This is a genomic window from Rothia sp. HMSC069D01 (assembly GCF_001810135.1).
Classification (GTDB): Bacteria; Actinomycetota; Actinomycetes; order Actinomycetales; family Micrococcaceae; genus Rothia.
The window spans coordinates 185058-201068 of record NZ_KV800109.1; the positions used below are offsets into that span (position 1 = coordinate 185058).

Annotated in this window: 7 protein-coding genes; 2 read left to right on the forward strand and 5 right to left on the reverse strand. The window is 59.8% G+C overall.

Going from position 1 to position 16011, the window contains the following annotated elements; genetic code table 11:
- Window positions 1-77: 77 nt before the first annotated feature.
- Window positions 78-2546: a fibrinogen-like YCDxxxxGGGW domain-containing protein gene (locus HMPREF2710_RS08605; RefSeq protein ID WP_070600650.1), complete on the reverse strand. Its 2469-nt coding sequence runs from the start codon at window positions 2544-2546 to the stop codon at window positions 78-80.
- Between the two features lie 528 nt (window positions 2547-3074).
- Window positions 3075-5441, reverse strand: coding sequence for a fibrinogen-like YCDxxxxGGGW domain-containing protein (locus HMPREF2710_RS08610; protein ID WP_070600652.1), 2367 nt, complete (start codon window positions 5439-5441; stop codon window positions 3075-3077).
- A 556-nt stretch (window positions 5442-5997) separates the two neighbouring features.
- Here HMPREF2710_RS08610 and mfd point away from each other — a divergent pair.
- Window positions 5998-9744 carry a transcription-repair coupling factor gene (mfd, locus tag HMPREF2710_RS08615; RefSeq protein ID WP_070600654.1) on the forward strand — a complete coding sequence of 1249 codons (3747 nt, stop codon included), beginning with the start codon at window positions 5998-6000 and terminating at the stop codon, window positions 9742-9744.
- 154 nt (window positions 9745-9898) lie between these two features.
- On the forward strand, window positions 9899-11317 hold the full coding sequence (locus HMPREF2710_RS08620) for an NAD(P)H-quinone dehydrogenase (RefSeq protein ID WP_012903993.1): 1419 nt from the start codon (window positions 9899-9901) through the stop codon (window positions 11315-11317).
- Window positions 11318-11472: 155 nt separating this feature from the next.
- On the opposite strand, the gene HMPREF2710_RS08625 is transcribed toward HMPREF2710_RS08620, so the two are convergent.
- The 3 genes from HMPREF2710_RS08625 to HMPREF2710_RS08635 all read right to left on the reverse strand — a co-directional run bounded on the left by HMPREF2710_RS08625 (window position 11473) and on the right by HMPREF2710_RS08635 (window position 15955).
- A complete protein-coding gene (locus HMPREF2710_RS08625; RefSeq protein WP_070600657.1) occupies window positions 11473-12873 on the reverse strand; it encodes an MFS transporter in 1401 nt (466 codons plus the stop codon).
- Between the two features lie 396 nt (window positions 12874-13269).
- Window positions 13270-15090 carry an acetyl/propionyl/methylcrotonyl-CoA carboxylase subunit alpha gene (locus HMPREF2710_RS08630; RefSeq protein WP_070600659.1) on the reverse strand — a complete coding sequence of 607 codons (1821 nt, stop codon included), beginning with the start codon at window positions 15088-15090 and terminating at the stop codon, window positions 13270-13272.
- A gap of 151 nt (window positions 15091-15241) precedes the next feature.
- Window positions 15242-15955 (reverse strand): Maf family protein, encoded by a 714-nt coding sequence (locus HMPREF2710_RS08635; RefSeq protein ID WP_070507809.1) that lies wholly within the window; start codon window positions 15953-15955, stop codon window positions 15242-15244.
- Window positions 15956-16011: the final 56 nt, after the last annotated feature.

The window sequence follows — 16011 nt, forward strand, 5'->3', positions numbered from 1 at the left end:
TAAAACCAGCCCGGGAGAATAGGGCGAACATCACTAAAATTATTTGTCATAAAAGTGAATATCGCCCTGATGAGGGGTTATGCCGCCTGAGCAGCCTCGGTACTTGCCGAATAGTTATCCGCAGTATCTACCGCACGCACATAGTAGCGGGCGCCGTCGCGGTGATCCACCGAATAGCTCGTGCCCGTAACCGTCGCAATAGGACGATCATCGCGCAGAACCTGATACTTCACCCTATGCTCGGAAATACCCGACCAGGTCAGCTGATCCTTGGAGCCGTTCGTCGTAACCTTCAGGTTGCTCGGGGGAGCCGGAGGCGTTACATCGCGAGGTGCATAACGTGCGAAACCAACGGTCTGCTGCACGCCGTTAGCACCCAGCGACTTACGGATATCGCCACCAACCCACAGAGTGCCGGTGGAATCCACGAAGGACTCCCACACACCGTAGCCATACGCGCCGTTCATAATCGGGGCGAACTCCGGCAGCATCTTGCCGCTGTCCTTATCGAACGCAGCTACCAGGCGAATGGTCTGAGCATTAGTCGCGTTCTCCCACTCCGAATAGACAGTGTCTGCGCCCTGGAAGAGGAAATCGCCGCAGTGGCACGCACCGTAAATGGTGTTACCGCTCAGATGCAGATCCTGGAAGTCGCCACCCTCACGAGTAATCGCACTGTCTGTGCGACGCATGCTCGACTTCTCGTAACGGGTAATCATATGCTCGGTGCCACCCACCCAGACGGAGGAACCAGCATCCTGAACATCGAACTGGAAGCCCCACATCCTGCGCTCGTTTTTCAAATCCCAGGTTTGGGCATTCTTGGGGGTGTACGAAGGACGGTGGTGCCAAGCCACCGGGTTCGTGCTACTGCCTTGCATATGAGCGAGACGGAACGCCTCCTGGTTATTCAGCTGGGTGAAGTAACCAGCGACGTACACATCGGCATTGCCCTCAGAAGCGCTCACGCCGTTAACTGTGCCATTAAAGACCGGACGCCAGTTCCAGTCCACCTCACCGTTGCTCAACTTAATGCGAGCCAGGTTCCTCGCATACGCGTAGGTGGGGGAGGTCTGGCCCTTCAAGTGAGTGAAGGAACCACCAATGTACAAGTAGCCATCACGCACGTGCAGGGTCTTAATCTGTACCGGTACGGAAGCAATGCGGCTAACCACGCGGATATCCCAGTCCTTAGCAACCTGACCGGTCTGCGGATCCAGAATTACAAAACCGTTGTAGTACTCGCCGTTCACCTGGTCGAAAGAACCACCCACAGCAAGCAGGCCGTTCGGCAGAGCCTCAACCGACTTCACCTGACCGTTAATCTTCGGGCGGAAGGAACGGCGCAGCTCGCCGGTACCCACCTCGTAACCAGCCAAGAAAGCCTGCTCAACCTTCTCACCGCTTGCCGACTCAACGTACGCGAAATCGCCACCGGTAAAGACAGCGCCACCGACCTCGGTGATAGCCTCAACCTGGGTGTTCATCTCACCCTTCTTGCCGGTACCGGTCTCAGTGCTGGTACGCCACTTCCACTTCTCGGAGTAGCTATTGGGTAGCGCGCGGCGGTTACTTGCCGCAGCGCCCTGCTGGCCATAATCATGCAGACCCTTAGCCACCAAATCGTTCTGAGTCACCTTCGGGCGCAAGAACATCTGAGTAAATACCAGGGGAGTGGTCGAATCATCCGCCGGGCGGTAAATATACGCCGAAGGACGGTTCATCAGGTAGGTCTCGGTCCACCATGTAATCTTGGCGTTGCGACCGTAGGTGAAGCCCAGCTTGTAGCCCTGCGATGCCTTCTCTTCGAAGTTCAGGGAACGGAAATCATCAGAATCATGGGTGAAGATGTTACCAGCCACCTGACCACGGTTGGCGTAGTCATAACGGTTACTGTACTGCCAGGTGTTTTTGACCGAAATATTTGACCAGAACATCTTTGAACGCAAAGTCCAAGTCCATTCGGTACTGGAATCACGGTGAGCCTTAAAATCCTGCCAGGTAGTGCCCTCAACGTTCATCGCGCGATGGAAACGCACGCCATCGGGCAAATCCTGCGGACGGGTACCGTTCAGTAGCGCGTTCACGGTCACGCCGGAGAGCTGCACCGCATCAAAGCCGGTCGGGTTCTTATACAGCTGATCGGCATTACCGCGACCGTAGTAGTTCTCAGTCCAGCTCTCACGACCGCGGCCAATCATAACCCAGCCGCCGCCATCAGTTTCCTGATCGCAATAGAACTGCTCAGGAGCACTCATCGCAGGGGTGTACAGCCAGTACGCGCCGCTCTTGCCACGCGGATTATTCTGCTTAACCTCCCAGCAGCTCGCAGCCGCGCGCTCACTCGACGAACCGTCATAGTAGCGTGCATCAGCAGCCTGCGCGCCCGAAGCAATCGGACCCAAAGAAGCCGCAACCATCGCAAAAGAAGCAGCCGCCGCACCCAAAGCACGGGACCCGGAGCGAGAAGCTACGCGAGAGCCCTCAGAAGCGGAGGAAGCAGCACCCTGCGCGCGCCCTCCACGCGTGAACGGAAGAAAATTCATTTGTCTCTCCTAGAGACCTCAACCGGCACACAGCAGAAAACTGCAATTCACACAGCAACACCCACCCCACACAAGGCACAGCATAGTGACCAGGCATCGGGGTAAGGGGGAAGCGTTATGAACTGCGCTAACAGCGAGTCTGTAGCCGGAATCAGTGAGTGTAGTTATCGGAAATTGAATGAATACGCCCCACCCCTCACGCACGAAGCCAACAGTGGCAACGCACCCGTACGAAGCGGAACGCTAAAAATCTGTGAAGTTTCCTCTGTCGTACCAACAGCGAAGAAACACCACAGATCAAGATTCAGCCCATCATCGGAAAGGACGGAAGCAACCCATCCGACGCAATGAATCCCAACCCATCATAGCCGCCGCAGAGGCGAAGAGATAGCAAACTGGGAAAACCGGACCGAACCAAAACTATAGAGGGCATACACCCCGGGTGCACCGCCGCCTGACCCGGACCCCGCAAACCCTGCAGAGCCCGAACCAGGCGGCGGCTCAAAGAAACTAGATCAACAATCTGACCTAAGCCTGAGCAGCTCCCGTGGAAGCCGAGAAGTTCTCAGACGCATCGATGGAACGCACATAGTAGCGAGCGCCATCAGTATGCTCAACCTCGTAGCTGGTGCCCGAGACCGTAGCAATCACACGGTCATCACGCAGCACCTGGTAGCGAGCACCGCTCTCACGAACACCAGACCAAGACAGCTTATCGGTCGAGCCATCACGCTGAACCGACAGATTCGACGGAGTCGACGGGGCGGTCACATCGCGAGGAGCAAAACGAGCAAAACCGACAGTGCGCTGCTCACCATTAGCACCCAGCGAACGGTTAATGTCGCCACCAACCCACAGGTTGCCGCGAGAATCCACGAAGGACTCCCAAACACCGTAGCCGCTAGCGCCCTTCAGAACCGGGCTGAACTCGCCGATGACTTCGCCGCTATCCTTATCGAACGCTGCGACCAGGCGCATACGGTGAACCGCCTTCGATTCCTTCCAATACGTGTGGTAGCCGGTCGAACCCTCGAAGAGGACATCACCGCAGTGGCACGCACCGTAAATGGTGTTACCGCTCAGATGCAGATCCTGCCAGTCGCCACCGTACTTAGAGATAGACGAAGAAATACGGCCGTAACCGTTCTTCGAGTAGTTCGCAATCAGGTGGTCAGCGCCGCCAGTCCACACGGTCGAACCAGCATCCTGAACATCGAACTGGAACGCGTACACAATGCGGTCAGTAATGTTCAGCTTCAGCGACGGCTCCCACTCCCACTTAATATTCGAAGCGTTAGAACCATTCAGCGCCGCCAGGCGGAACGCGCGCTGGTTATTCAGCTCAGTGAAGTAACCCGCAGCGTGAACAGTCGAGTTGTCGGATGCAGCGGTAATACCGTTGACCGTACCGTTAAAGTTCGGGCGCCAGTTCCAATCCACCGCACCGTTCGAGAGCTTAATACGAGCGGCACCACGCGAGTAAGCGTACGCCTTAGACGTATTGCCCTTTACATGGGTGAAGTTACCGCCAATGTAGAGGTAACCATCCTGAACCAGCAGGGTCTTCACCTGCGCGGCAGCACCATTACGGCGCTGAACCTGAACATCCCACGTACGGTCAATCTGACCGGTGGTCGCATCCAGAATGACGAAGTGATCAACCTTCTCGCCATTAACCTCGGTGAACTCGCCACCAACCGCCAGGCGGTTATTCGGCAGAGCCTCCAGAGCCTTAATCTGACCGTTGAAAGTCGGGCGGAAGGAACGAACCAGCTCACCCGAATCCACGTTGTAGCCAGCCAGGTACGACTGGTTCACGCGCTCGCCGCCAGCCGACTCCACATACTTGAAGTCGCCACCGGTGAAGACGGTGTCGCCCACCTGAGTAATAGCCTGAACGTAGGTGTTCATCTCGTTCTTCTTGCCGGTGCCAGTCTGCTCACTGGTGCGCCAACGAACGGGCATCGTGTAGCTATTCGGCAGAGCACGACGGTTGCTAGCGGCAGAGCCAGAACCAATCTGCGAGAAGTTCAAGTCACGCTGAGTCAGCTTCGGGCGCAGGAACACCTGGGTGAAGGGGATGGAGTAACCAGCGGAACCGCGCTTCTTATAAATATAAGAATCGGCACGATCATTGCCGAAGTTCACCAGCGAACCGTACGCAAAACCAATCTGGTAGCCCTGGTTCGGGTTCGCGAAGAAACGAACCGAGCTGGTGGTAATACCCGGAGCCATTTCCGAGGGGGAACCGCCCATATGAGCGGTGCGGTTAATGCCGGCACCGGTGAACTTCACGGTGCCCCAACGCTGACCGTAGCTCATCGCCCAGGTCCACTGCTCAGTCTGAGGACGCTGAACATAAACGTTCTGCCACTGGGTGCCCCTTGCGTTGTGGGCACGGTGCAGGCGCATGCCATCGGGAAGGTCCTGAGGCTTAATGCCGTTCAGCAGCGCATCGACAGTGTTTGCGGGAAGCTGGACCGGAGTAAAAGCGGAAGGGCCGGTGGGGTTCTGGTGCAGCTGATTCGGGTCGCCGGTGCCGTTGTAAGACTCGGTCCAACCCTCACGACCGCGACCAATCATGACCCAGCCGCCGCCATCAGTTTCCTGATCGCAGTAGAACTGCGCCGGGCCGCTCATCTGCGGGGTGTACAGCCAGTAAGTGCCAGAGGAGGCAGAAGGATTAACCTGCTTGACCTCGTAGCAAGAGGCAGCCGCCTTATCGCTACTGGAACCATCATGGGTTCCGGTCGCAGCCGAGGCGGGAGTAGTAGGAGTAAGAGGTGCCGCAGTGAAAGCGGTACCAAAAGCGAGTGCGAAAGCGGCCCACTTTTTAGCAGACCATGAACGGACATGGGGCTTTTCAGTGGGTTTGTTCGTGTATGTGGTTGTCATATGCGTCTTTCTGATGCGACGTTCCGGAAGAAACATCGAAAGATACGGTGAATTTAGCGAACTAGAAAAACCGCAGTAAATACTGAAAACCTGAGGTTGGTTGGAAGAGGTAAACAGAATCCGGAAGGGGATATACTGTCTGGTTTTTCTGTAAGCGTTAATGATTAGGGTACAGGATTAAGCTGTGAAAATAATGGTGCACAAAGTGCAAAGATGTCTGTGGATGTGTGATTTGCGCCCCATGTGATGAACGTTGTGGCACAGGAACAGACACGGAAGAAAACCATACTCAAATATCACCCACGAAAGCGACAACCGAGTGCAAAAAGGAATATATTCCATCACAGAGAATACAAGAGAAAAATGCCAGAAAAAGCGGACAAGTCCTACAATGGAAAAGCCGCAAAAAAACACCCCAAAACGCACAAAAAGCACCATGAAATAAAGGCAAATTCACTCGGACGCCCCAAACCGGTACCGCCCTATACCGACCATCCATAGCAGCCCTCCACCAGCTCAACCGCCGCAAGCGAAGACCCCAGACTCAGGAGAACCCGTGAGCACCACCCGAAAAGCTACCGCACAGCCCCTCGAAGCACCCCTGCACCCCCTCCTGAAAACCCTCAACCAACTCAGCAACTGGGCCGCAATCCGCACCGCTGCCTCCGCACAGCCCACCGAACGTAGCGCACGCACCCTCATCGGCGCCGTCGCCGGAACCCACGCCGCGCTCATTGCAGACATCTCCACCGCAGTACGCGATACCACCGCCGAAGCGCTCAGCCTCATCATCGCCCCCACCGACCGCCAAGCAGAAGACCTCGCCGCAGCCCTGCGCTCCTACCTGCCCGCCGCAGACATCGCGCTCTTCCCCGCCTGGGAAACCCTGCCCCACGAACGCCTCTCACCGCGCTCCGACACCGTAGGCCGCCGCCTGCAGGTACTGCGCGCCATGACCGGGGATGCGGCTAAACGCCCCCAGGTTGTTATCGCACCCGTACGCGCGGTCATCCAGCCCATCGTCACCGGCATCGAAAAGCTCGAACCCGTGCACCTGGTCCGCGGCGAAGAATACCCCTTCAAAGATGTGGTGCGTGGCCTCAACGACGCCGCATACTCCCGCGTAGACCTGGTCGCCAAGCGCGGCGAATACGCCGTACGAGGCGGCATTATCGACGTCTTCCCGCCCACCGCAACTACCCCCGTCCGCCTCGAATTCTTCGGCGACGAACTCGACGAAATGCGCCACTTCTCCGTCGCCGACCAGCGCACCCTCAGTGGGGGAGAAGAGCTTACCGAACTCACTCTGCTGCCCTGCCGCGAACTGCTCATCACCCCCGAGGTCATGAGCCGCGCCGCACGACTGAAAGCCGACTACCCGGCAGCCGCAGCCATGCTTGAGAAGATTGCCGGCGGAATCTACGTCGAAGGCATGGAATCGCTCACCCCGCTGCTCATCGAATCCATGAACACCCTCACCGAGCTGCTGCCGGCAGGGTCCATGATCATTAACGTCGAACCCGAGCGCGTGCGCGCCCGCGCCGAAGACCTCGTCGCCACCAACGAAGAATTCCTCGCCGCAGCATGGGACACCTCTGCAGAAGCCGACGCAGTAGCACCCATCGACCTCGGCCAGCTCCGCATGAGCGACAGTGGATTCCGCACCATCGACCAAACCACCGCACAGGCACTCGAAGCCAAGCTCAGCTGGTGGGAAATCACCGAACTCGTCACCGACGCAGACCTACTCGAAGACGCCGCCGGGGCGCTCCAGAACCAGGGCATCGCCGACGCCATCGAAGACGGATTCGACACCTACACCGTCAACGCCACCCCCGCAACCGCATTCAACGGTTCCGTCGAACGCATGCTCAGCCAGGTCGGCGACCTCATCCGTCAACAGTGGACCGTCCTCGCCCTCACCAACGGCCGCGGCTCCACTGACCGACTCATCGACCTCTTCCACTCCGGCGAAGGGGCACCCGCCGTACCCGCAGCCCGCCGAACCAGCCTCGAAGCCGACCCCGCTGGCAAACTCGAACACGGCATCGTCGAGGTGTGCGAGGCGCCCGCTTCCGCAGGCTTCCTCATCGAGGAGGCGAAGCTCGCCGTCTTCACCGAAGCCGAACTGCTCGGCCGCCGCGGAACCTACGCACCCCGAGGCGCCGCCGGACAAAAATTCAAGACACGCCGCCGCCGCAACGCCGTCGACCCGCTCGCGCTGAACCCCGGCGACTACGTGGTGCACGAACGCCACGGCATCGGCAGGTTCGTCGAGATGACCTCCCGCCCGGTGGCTGGTGCATCCCCGGTCAACGGCGTGCAGCCCATGAAGGAATACCTGGTCATCGAGTACGCCCCCGCCAAGCGCGGCGGCGCGCCCGACCGCCTCTTCGTGCCCTCCGACCAGCTGGACCTCATCTCCAATTACGTGGGTGGCGAGAACCCGAGCCTGTCCAAGATGGGCGGTAGTGACTGGGCTAAGACCAAGTCCCGCGCTCGCAAAGCAGTCAAGGAAATCGCCGCCGACCTGGTGAAACTCTACTCGGCACGCCAGGCCTCGCGCGGTCACGCCTTCGCCGCAGACACCCCCTGGCAGCGAGAGCTGGAAGAGTCCTTCCCCTACAACGAGACTCCCGACCAGCTCACCGCCATTCACGAGGTAAAGGAGGACATGGAGAAAGAAATCCCCATGGACCGCCTCATCTCCGGCGACGTGGGCTTCGGCAAAACCGAGGTTGCCGTGCGTGCCGCATTCAAGGCGGTGCAGGACGGCAAGCAGGTCGCCGTGCTCGTGCCCACGACCCTGCTCGCCCAGCAGCACTACGAGACGTTCAGCGAGCGCTTCTCGGGCTTCCCCGTGAAGATTCGCGTGCTCTCCCGCTTCCAGAAGGCGAAGGAAACCCGCCAGATTACCGAAGAGATTGCATCCGGCGCGGTGGACGTGGTGATCGGTACCCACCGCATCCTCTCGGACAGCGTAGTGTTCAAGGACCTGGGCCTGGTCATCATTGACGAGGAACAGCGCTTTGGCGTGGAGCATAAGGAAAAGCTCAAGCAGATGCGCACCAACGTGGACGTGCTCGCCATGAGTGCTACCCCGATTCCGCGCACCCTGGAAATGTCGCTAACCGGTATTCGCGAGACCTCCACCCTTGCCACCGCGCCGGAGGAACGCCACCCAGTGCTGACCTTCGTGGGACCGCGAACCGACAGCCAGATTACCGCCGCAATCCGCCGCGAGCTCATGCGTGAAGGACAGGTGTTTTTCGTGCACAACCGCGTGGCTGACATCGACGATGTTGCCGCGGAAATCGGCAAGCTCGTGCCGGAGGCGCGCATCGCCACCGCCCACGGCCGCATGAGTGAGTCGCGCCTGGAGCAGATTATTGTGGACTTCTGGGAGCGCCGCTTTGACGTGCTGGTGTGCACCACCATCGTGGAGACGGGCCTGGATATTTCGAACGCGAACACCCTCATTGTCGACCACGCCCAGAACTACGGTCTGAGCCAGCTACACCAGCTGCGTGGCCGTGTGGGTCGTGGCCGCGAGCGCGCCTACGCCTACTTCCTGTACCCGGTAGATAAGACCCTCGGCGAGATTGCGCACGAGCGTCTGAAGGCGGTGGCGACCCACAACGAGCTGGGCGCTGGCCTGCAGCTTGCGATGAAGGACCTGGAGATTCGCGGTGCCGGCAACCTGCTCGGCGGCGAACAGTCCGGTCATATTGCCGGTGTCGGTTTTGACCTGTACCTGCGCCTGGTCGGCGAGGCGGTCGCAAACTATCGCGGCGAGAAGGAAGAGCGCGAGGTCGAGACGAAGATTGACCTGCCCGTCAACGCGCATATTCCGCACACCTATATTGATTCTGAGCGTCTGCGCTTGCAGGCGTACCGTCAGATTGCTGCAGCCGACACCGAAGAGAAGATCGCGGAGGCTCGCGAGGAGCTGGTCGACCGTTACGGCGAGCTGCCGGAGGCGGTAGAGAACCTACTTGCCGTGGCGACGGTGCGCATGCACGCCCGTGCCGCCGGTATTCACGAGATGGTGGTTCTGGGCCCGAAGGTGCGCGTGGTAACCGCTACGCCGCTGCCGGAGTCCCGCCAGATGCGTCTGAAGCGCGTGTACCCTGGCTCCACACACGCCCAGCCGAAGGGTATGGACACCTGGCTGACGCTGGTTCCGCGCCCGAAGACCATGCCGGTGGGCGGTAAGGACCTGGTGGATGGCGCGATGCTGCAGTGGGCTGAGAAGTTCATTAACTCGATTTACTCGGAGAAGCCGCAGGCTCTCGAGGAGTAGAGACATACAGGGGTAGGCGCCGCCCAGTCATATCGGGCTGCCGAACCATGATGCCGAACCATGAAGATGCTCGCCGTGCAGATTGCCACAATATGGCACATCTGCACGGCGAGTGCGTTTGCCCCGTAGGGGCGGCATAGCTCACAATTAAGGCATGACTTCAACGGTGAACTATGCATCTCAGCGAATTGTAATTATTGGTGGTGGCCCCGGCGGCTACGAGGCAGCGATGGTGGCTGCCGCATCCAACGCGGACGTGACTCTGATCGAGCGTAATGCCATTGGTGGATCCGCCGTTCTGACTGACGTTGTGCCCTCTAAGACCCTAATCGCTACGGCGGATATGATGACCCGCTTCTCTGAGGCGGGTAGCTTGGGCATTGAAAATACGAAGGGTAAGGCTCCGCAGCTTCGTGTTGATATGGACCGTGTGAACCGCCGAGTCCGCGACCTGGCTCAGCAGCAGTCTGCCGACATTAAGCGCGCCCTGGCTTCTGCAGGAGTGAAGATTATTCACGGTACCGGTAAGCTCCTGGACCGCCACACCGTTCAGGTGACCGATGAGGCGGGCCTCGTCTACCCCCTGCACGCGGACTTTGTGCTACTGTCGGTGGGTACGCATCCGCGTGAAATGGCGACCGGTATGCCCGATGGCGAGCGCATCCTGACCTGGACTCAGCTGTACAACCTCTCCGAGGTTCCCGAGGAACTGATTGTGATTGGTTCGGGTGTGACCGGTGCCGAGTTCGCTTCGGCGTATAACGGTCTGGGTTCGAAGGTGACCCTGGTGTCTTCGCGTGACCGCGTGCTTCCCGGTGAGGACGAGGACGCAGCCCGCGTGCTGGAGGACGTCTTTGAGCGTCGCGGCGTGCGAGTGATGCCGCGTTCCCGTGCGGCTGCTGTTGAGCGTACTGAGGATGGCTCCGGCGTTATCGTGACCCTGTCGGATGGTCGTAAGGTTTCTGGCACTCACTGCCTGGTAGCTATTGGTTCGATTCCGAACACTGAAGATTTGGGCCTGGAAGACATCGGTGTTGAGCAGACCCCGAGCGGCCATATTAAAGTGGACGGTGTGTCCCGCACGAGCGTGAACAGCATTTACGCCGCTGGTGACTGCACGGGCGTGTACCCGCTGGCTTCCGTGGCTGCGATGCAGGGCCGTATCGCTATGGCGCACATCCTCGGTGATGCGGTGCGCCCGCTGCGCACCGATAAGGTTGCCGCGAACATCTTCACCTCCCCGGAAATTGCGACCGTGGGTGTGAGCGAGAAGGATCTTGCTGAGGGCGCGTACCGTGGCGATGCGGTGACCCTGCAGTTGAGCACCAACCCGCGCGCGAAGATGATGGCGATGCGCGATGGCTTCGTGAAGATTTTTGCTCGCCGTCACTCCGGCACTGTCATTGGTGGCGTGGTGGTTGGTCAGCGTGCTTCCGAACTGATTTACCCCATTGCCCTGGCGGTGGAGAAGAAGCTCGCGGTGGATGACCTGGCGGATACTTTCACGGTCTACCCCTCGCTCTCTGGCTCTATTGCTGAGGCGGCACGCAAGCTGCACACTCGCGGTCTGTAAGGCTCAAAACCTGTTAGGTGCTGAGCTGGGCGTTCCCCGCCTGGCGCAGCATCCCGGAACAGTATAAAAGCGGTGGGGGTCGCCTCCTGAATCTAAGAAATTCAGGAGGCGACCCCCACCGCTTTGCCGTAGAGATGCGTTAGCTACTCGAAGCTTTACTTCGTGGTGCTGACAGCGTTCATGTCCACGTCACGGGTTTCGTGAGTGAGCAGGATGAAGACGACGCTCAGAATCGAGGCGAAGGCCAGGTAGCCACCCACGGCGGCCACACCGAAGGAGGAGTTCAGCCAAACCGCCACGAACGGGGTCAGAGCCGCACCGAGGATGGAAGCCACGTTGTAGGCGATACCGCTGGCGGTGTAGCGCACGTTGGTGGGGTACAGCTCCGGCAGGTAGGCCGACATAGAGCCGAAGGACAGACCCATCAGGCACATGCCGATGAAGATGAAGACGGTCACGGCGACGGTGTCCACGTTCGCACCGGTGCCGACGACGGCGGGGGAGATGAGCGGGCCGAAGCACAGGCCGAAGACTGCCATGGCGATGGTGGTCCACAGCTGCTGGGTGCGGCGGCCGTACTTATCAGCCAGCCAACCCGAGATCGGGATGAAGATGGCGAAGCCGATAATCGAGACCAGCTGAATGATGAGGAACTCGTGGTAGGGGATGGCCAGGCCACCCTTCTCTGCCTTGGCGATACCGTAGGAGAGAACCCAGGCGGTCATCAGGTAGAACAGCACGTAGCAGGCAACCATGATGAAGGTACCCTGAATCATGGGCCACCAGGCAACCTTGAACGCCTCGACGAGCGGGGTCTTAACCTTCTCGTTGTTGGCGGCAGCCTTGGCGAAGACGGGGGTCTCCTCCAGGCGGAAACGCACGTAGAGGCCGACGGCGACCATCACGATGGAGAGCAGGAACGGGATACGCCAACCCCAGACGAGGAAGGGGTGCTCGAGGTTCTTCGCGTCGGTGGTGGAGTTGAAGGCGATGAAGCTGGTCAGAATCAGCATGAAGCCGTTGGCGAGAACGAAGCCGATGGGTGCACCCAGCTGGGGCCACATGGCGGCGCGGGCGCGCTTGCCGTCCTTCGCGTACTCGCTGGCGAGCAGAGCCGCGCCGGACCATTCGCCGCCCAGGCCCAGGCCCTGGCAGAAGCGCATGATGGTCAGCATGGTCGGTGCCCACAGACCAATCTGGTGATAGGTGGGCAGCAGGCCGATGATGAAGGTCGCTATACCCATGGTGAGCAGTGCACCGACGAGGGTTGCCTTACGGCCAATCTTGTCGCCGAAGTGACCGAAGATCACGGAACCGAGGGGGCGCGCGATGAATGCGACGCCGAAGGTAGCGAAGGAAGCCAGAAGCTCGGTGGTTGCGTCCTTCGAGGGGAAGAACAGCACGGGGAACACAGCCACTGCTGCAGTGGCGTAAATGTAGAAATCGTAGAACTCGATGGTGGTACCAACGAGCGAGGCGAGAATAACTCGACTGCGAGGAGTCGTATTCTTCACCGGTGCAGCAGACGCTTTCGTGTCGGATGCAGAAGCGCTCATGAGGAAAACTCCCGAGATGGTGAATTTGTGTGTACGCAAGGAGCCTGAGGTAGGTGTTCCGTTGCCGGTCAGCGCGGGAGGCGGGTATGCCGTAGGCGCGTACTGGGTGCCGTGACCGCACCGGGTGGGGTGCGGCAGGCGTCGGATTCTGAAAGGCTCCTCTAAAGTGCAACATTATAACTCTGTTCAGAAAAACCCAAACAAATACAGCCACTATCTGGACGCGAACACAGGGGTTAGCGGCGTAAATCCCACCTAAACAGGCAAGAGCGGACATAGAAAATCCCCCGGAAAGATACGAGACATGACCTCATACCCCTCCGGGGGATTCGTATAGCCTATAGCGCTCGCAGTCGCGAGACCGCGGTATCGAGACCTCAGTATCGAGGCGAAGCGTTACTTAATGGTCGCCAGCACCGCACCGGAGGTGACGGTATCGCCGGCCTTAGCTGACAGTCCCGAAACCTTACCCGCCTTGTGCGCGGTAATGGGCTGCTCCATCTTCATCGCCTCCAGCACCAGAATCAGGTCGCCCTCAGCGACGGTGTCGCCGTCAGAAGCCGCTACCTTCACGATGGTGCCCTGCATGGGGCTGGTCAGCTCGTCGCCGCCACCCTTTGCCGCGCTACGTGCCGAACGGGACTTGCGGGTCTTGGACGCGGGCTTAGCGGCAGGCTTAGCGCCACCGCCCAGCTCGGGCAGGGACACCTCCATACGCTTGCCGTTGACCTCAACGACCACGGTGGTGCGCTCGTCCTCGTCAGAGTTCACGTTACCGGGTGCACCGGAGTACATGGGGATGGTGTTGTTGAACTCGGTCTCAATCCAACGGGTGTGCACCTTGAAATCGCCGCCCTCAGCCGGTGCGAATGCGGGGTCGTCCAGCACGACGCGGTGGAACGGGACGACGGTGGGCATGCCCTCAATGGTCAGCTCAGCCAGGGCACGGCGGGCACGCTGCAGAGCCTGCTCACGATCTGCGCCGGTAACAATGAGCTTAGCCAGCATGGAGTCGAAGTTGCCGCCGATAACGTTGCCAGCCACGAAGCCAGAATCCCAGCGAACACCGGGGCCGGTGGGCACGGTCAGCTTCTCGATGGTGCCGGGGGCGGGCATGAAGGAACGGCCCGCATCTTCACCGTTAATACGGAACTCGAAGGAGTGACCACGCAGAACCGGGTCCTTCTCCTCAATCTTCTCGCCGCGGGCAATACGGAACTGCTCACGAACCAGGTCCAGACCGGAAATCTCCTCGGAGACGGGGTGCTCCACCTGCAGACGAGTGTTCACCTCAAGGAAGGAGATGGTGCCGTCGGTGCCGACCAGGAACTCACAGGTGCCGGCACCCTGGTAGCCAGCCTCACGCAGAATCGCGCGGGACGCCTCGTACAGACGCTCGTTCTGCTCATCACTCAGGTAGGGGGCGGGCGCCTCCTCAACGAGCTTCTGGTTACGGCGCTGCAGGGAGCAGTCACGGGTGGAAACCACCACGACGTTGCCGTGCGCATCCGCCAGGCACTGGGTCTCAACGTGGCGGGGCGAATCCAAGAAACGCTCGATGAAGCACTCGCCGCGACCGAACGCCGCGGTAGCCTCGCGAACAGCGGACTCGTACATCTCGACGATGCTCTCGCGGTCACGGGCAACCTTAATGCCGCGGCCACCACCACCGAATGCGGCCTTCACCGCAATGGGCAGACCGTGCTCATCCGCGAAGGCAACAACCTCATCGGCGGACTTGACCGGATCCTTGGTGCCGGGCACCAGGGGAGCGCCCACCTTCTGCGCGATGTGGCGTGCCGCCACCTTATCGCCCAGCTGGGTAATGGACTCGGGGGAGGGGCCAATCCAGGTCAGACCCGCGTCGATGCACTTCTGAGCGAACTGCGCGTTCTCAGACAGGAAACCGTAACCGGGGTGCACGGCGTCAGCGCCGGAGCGGATAGCAATCTCAATGAGCTTATCCATCACCAGGTAGGACTGCGCCGCAGTGGCACCGCCGAGAGCGTAGGCTTCATCGGCAAGCTTCACGTGCTGGGCGTCGCGGTCCGGGTCAGCGTAGACGGCGACGGTCTGCAGACCCTCATCGCGGGCTGCGCGAATCACGCGGACAGCAATTTCACCGCGGTTAGCGATCAGAATCTTGCTGACCGGGCCGGTGTGACGGCCGGGGACTGCAGTAAATTTCTTGGCGGCTTCTGCCTGGTGCTGAGTCACTTAAAGCTCTCCTTTAATCTCCTGCTCCAAGGATACATCGGCAGGATTGGCGAATATAACGCGCATCATACTGTTCTATCTTATCGATTGGTGTTCAATAATGTGTATTTCAGGGCACGCTTTGAGACAGATTTATACGATTGCGCTGAATCTAATCTTCATTTTGGGGCGCCAGCCACAGCTCGGTCACCGCAACCTCGCGGCGGCGCAACATATCGCGTAGCGCGTGGGTGGACAGGCCCACCACCGTGTGGAACTCACCCTCAATACCGCGAATAAACGCCGAACCGTAACCGTCCAGGGTGAAGGATCCCGCCACCCAGAGCGGCTCACCGGTAGCAATGTACGCCTCGATTTCTTCGGGGCTGAGCGTATCAAAGTGGACGGTGGCGCTGCGCAGTTCGGAAACGGTAGGCAGGTCGGAAGCAACAGGCAGTGCGGCGCCCGGCTCAATACCGCGTAAATCCACGAGCGCGTGACCGGTATGCAGTACGCCGTAGTTGCCGCTCATCGCACTGATGCGCTCGCGTGCCGCCTCCGCCGTGTGGGGCTTGCCGTAGGCGACTCCCTCAAACTCGAAGACCGAATCGCATCCCAGAACCAGCGCATCGCGCACACCCTCGGCGGCAAGTTCAGCGGCAACTGCCTGCGCCTTCAACTGCGCCAGCAGGGAGGCGGTTTCAGCCGGGGTGAGTCCCGCACGTCCCTGCGCTCGCGCCTGTTCGTTGGCGGTAGCGAGCGCGGCGTCCTCATCTACGGAGGAGACGCGCACCGTGAATGCGATGCGGGAGTCTTCCAGGAGCTTGCGGCGCGCCGGGGAGGCGGAGGCAAGAATTAGTCGGGTCGGTGAAGCGCTGGTAGTCATGGGTTCTATTTTAAGCGTTGCCGGAGAGTTTTACTTTCGGGTTTTACTCTGGGGTG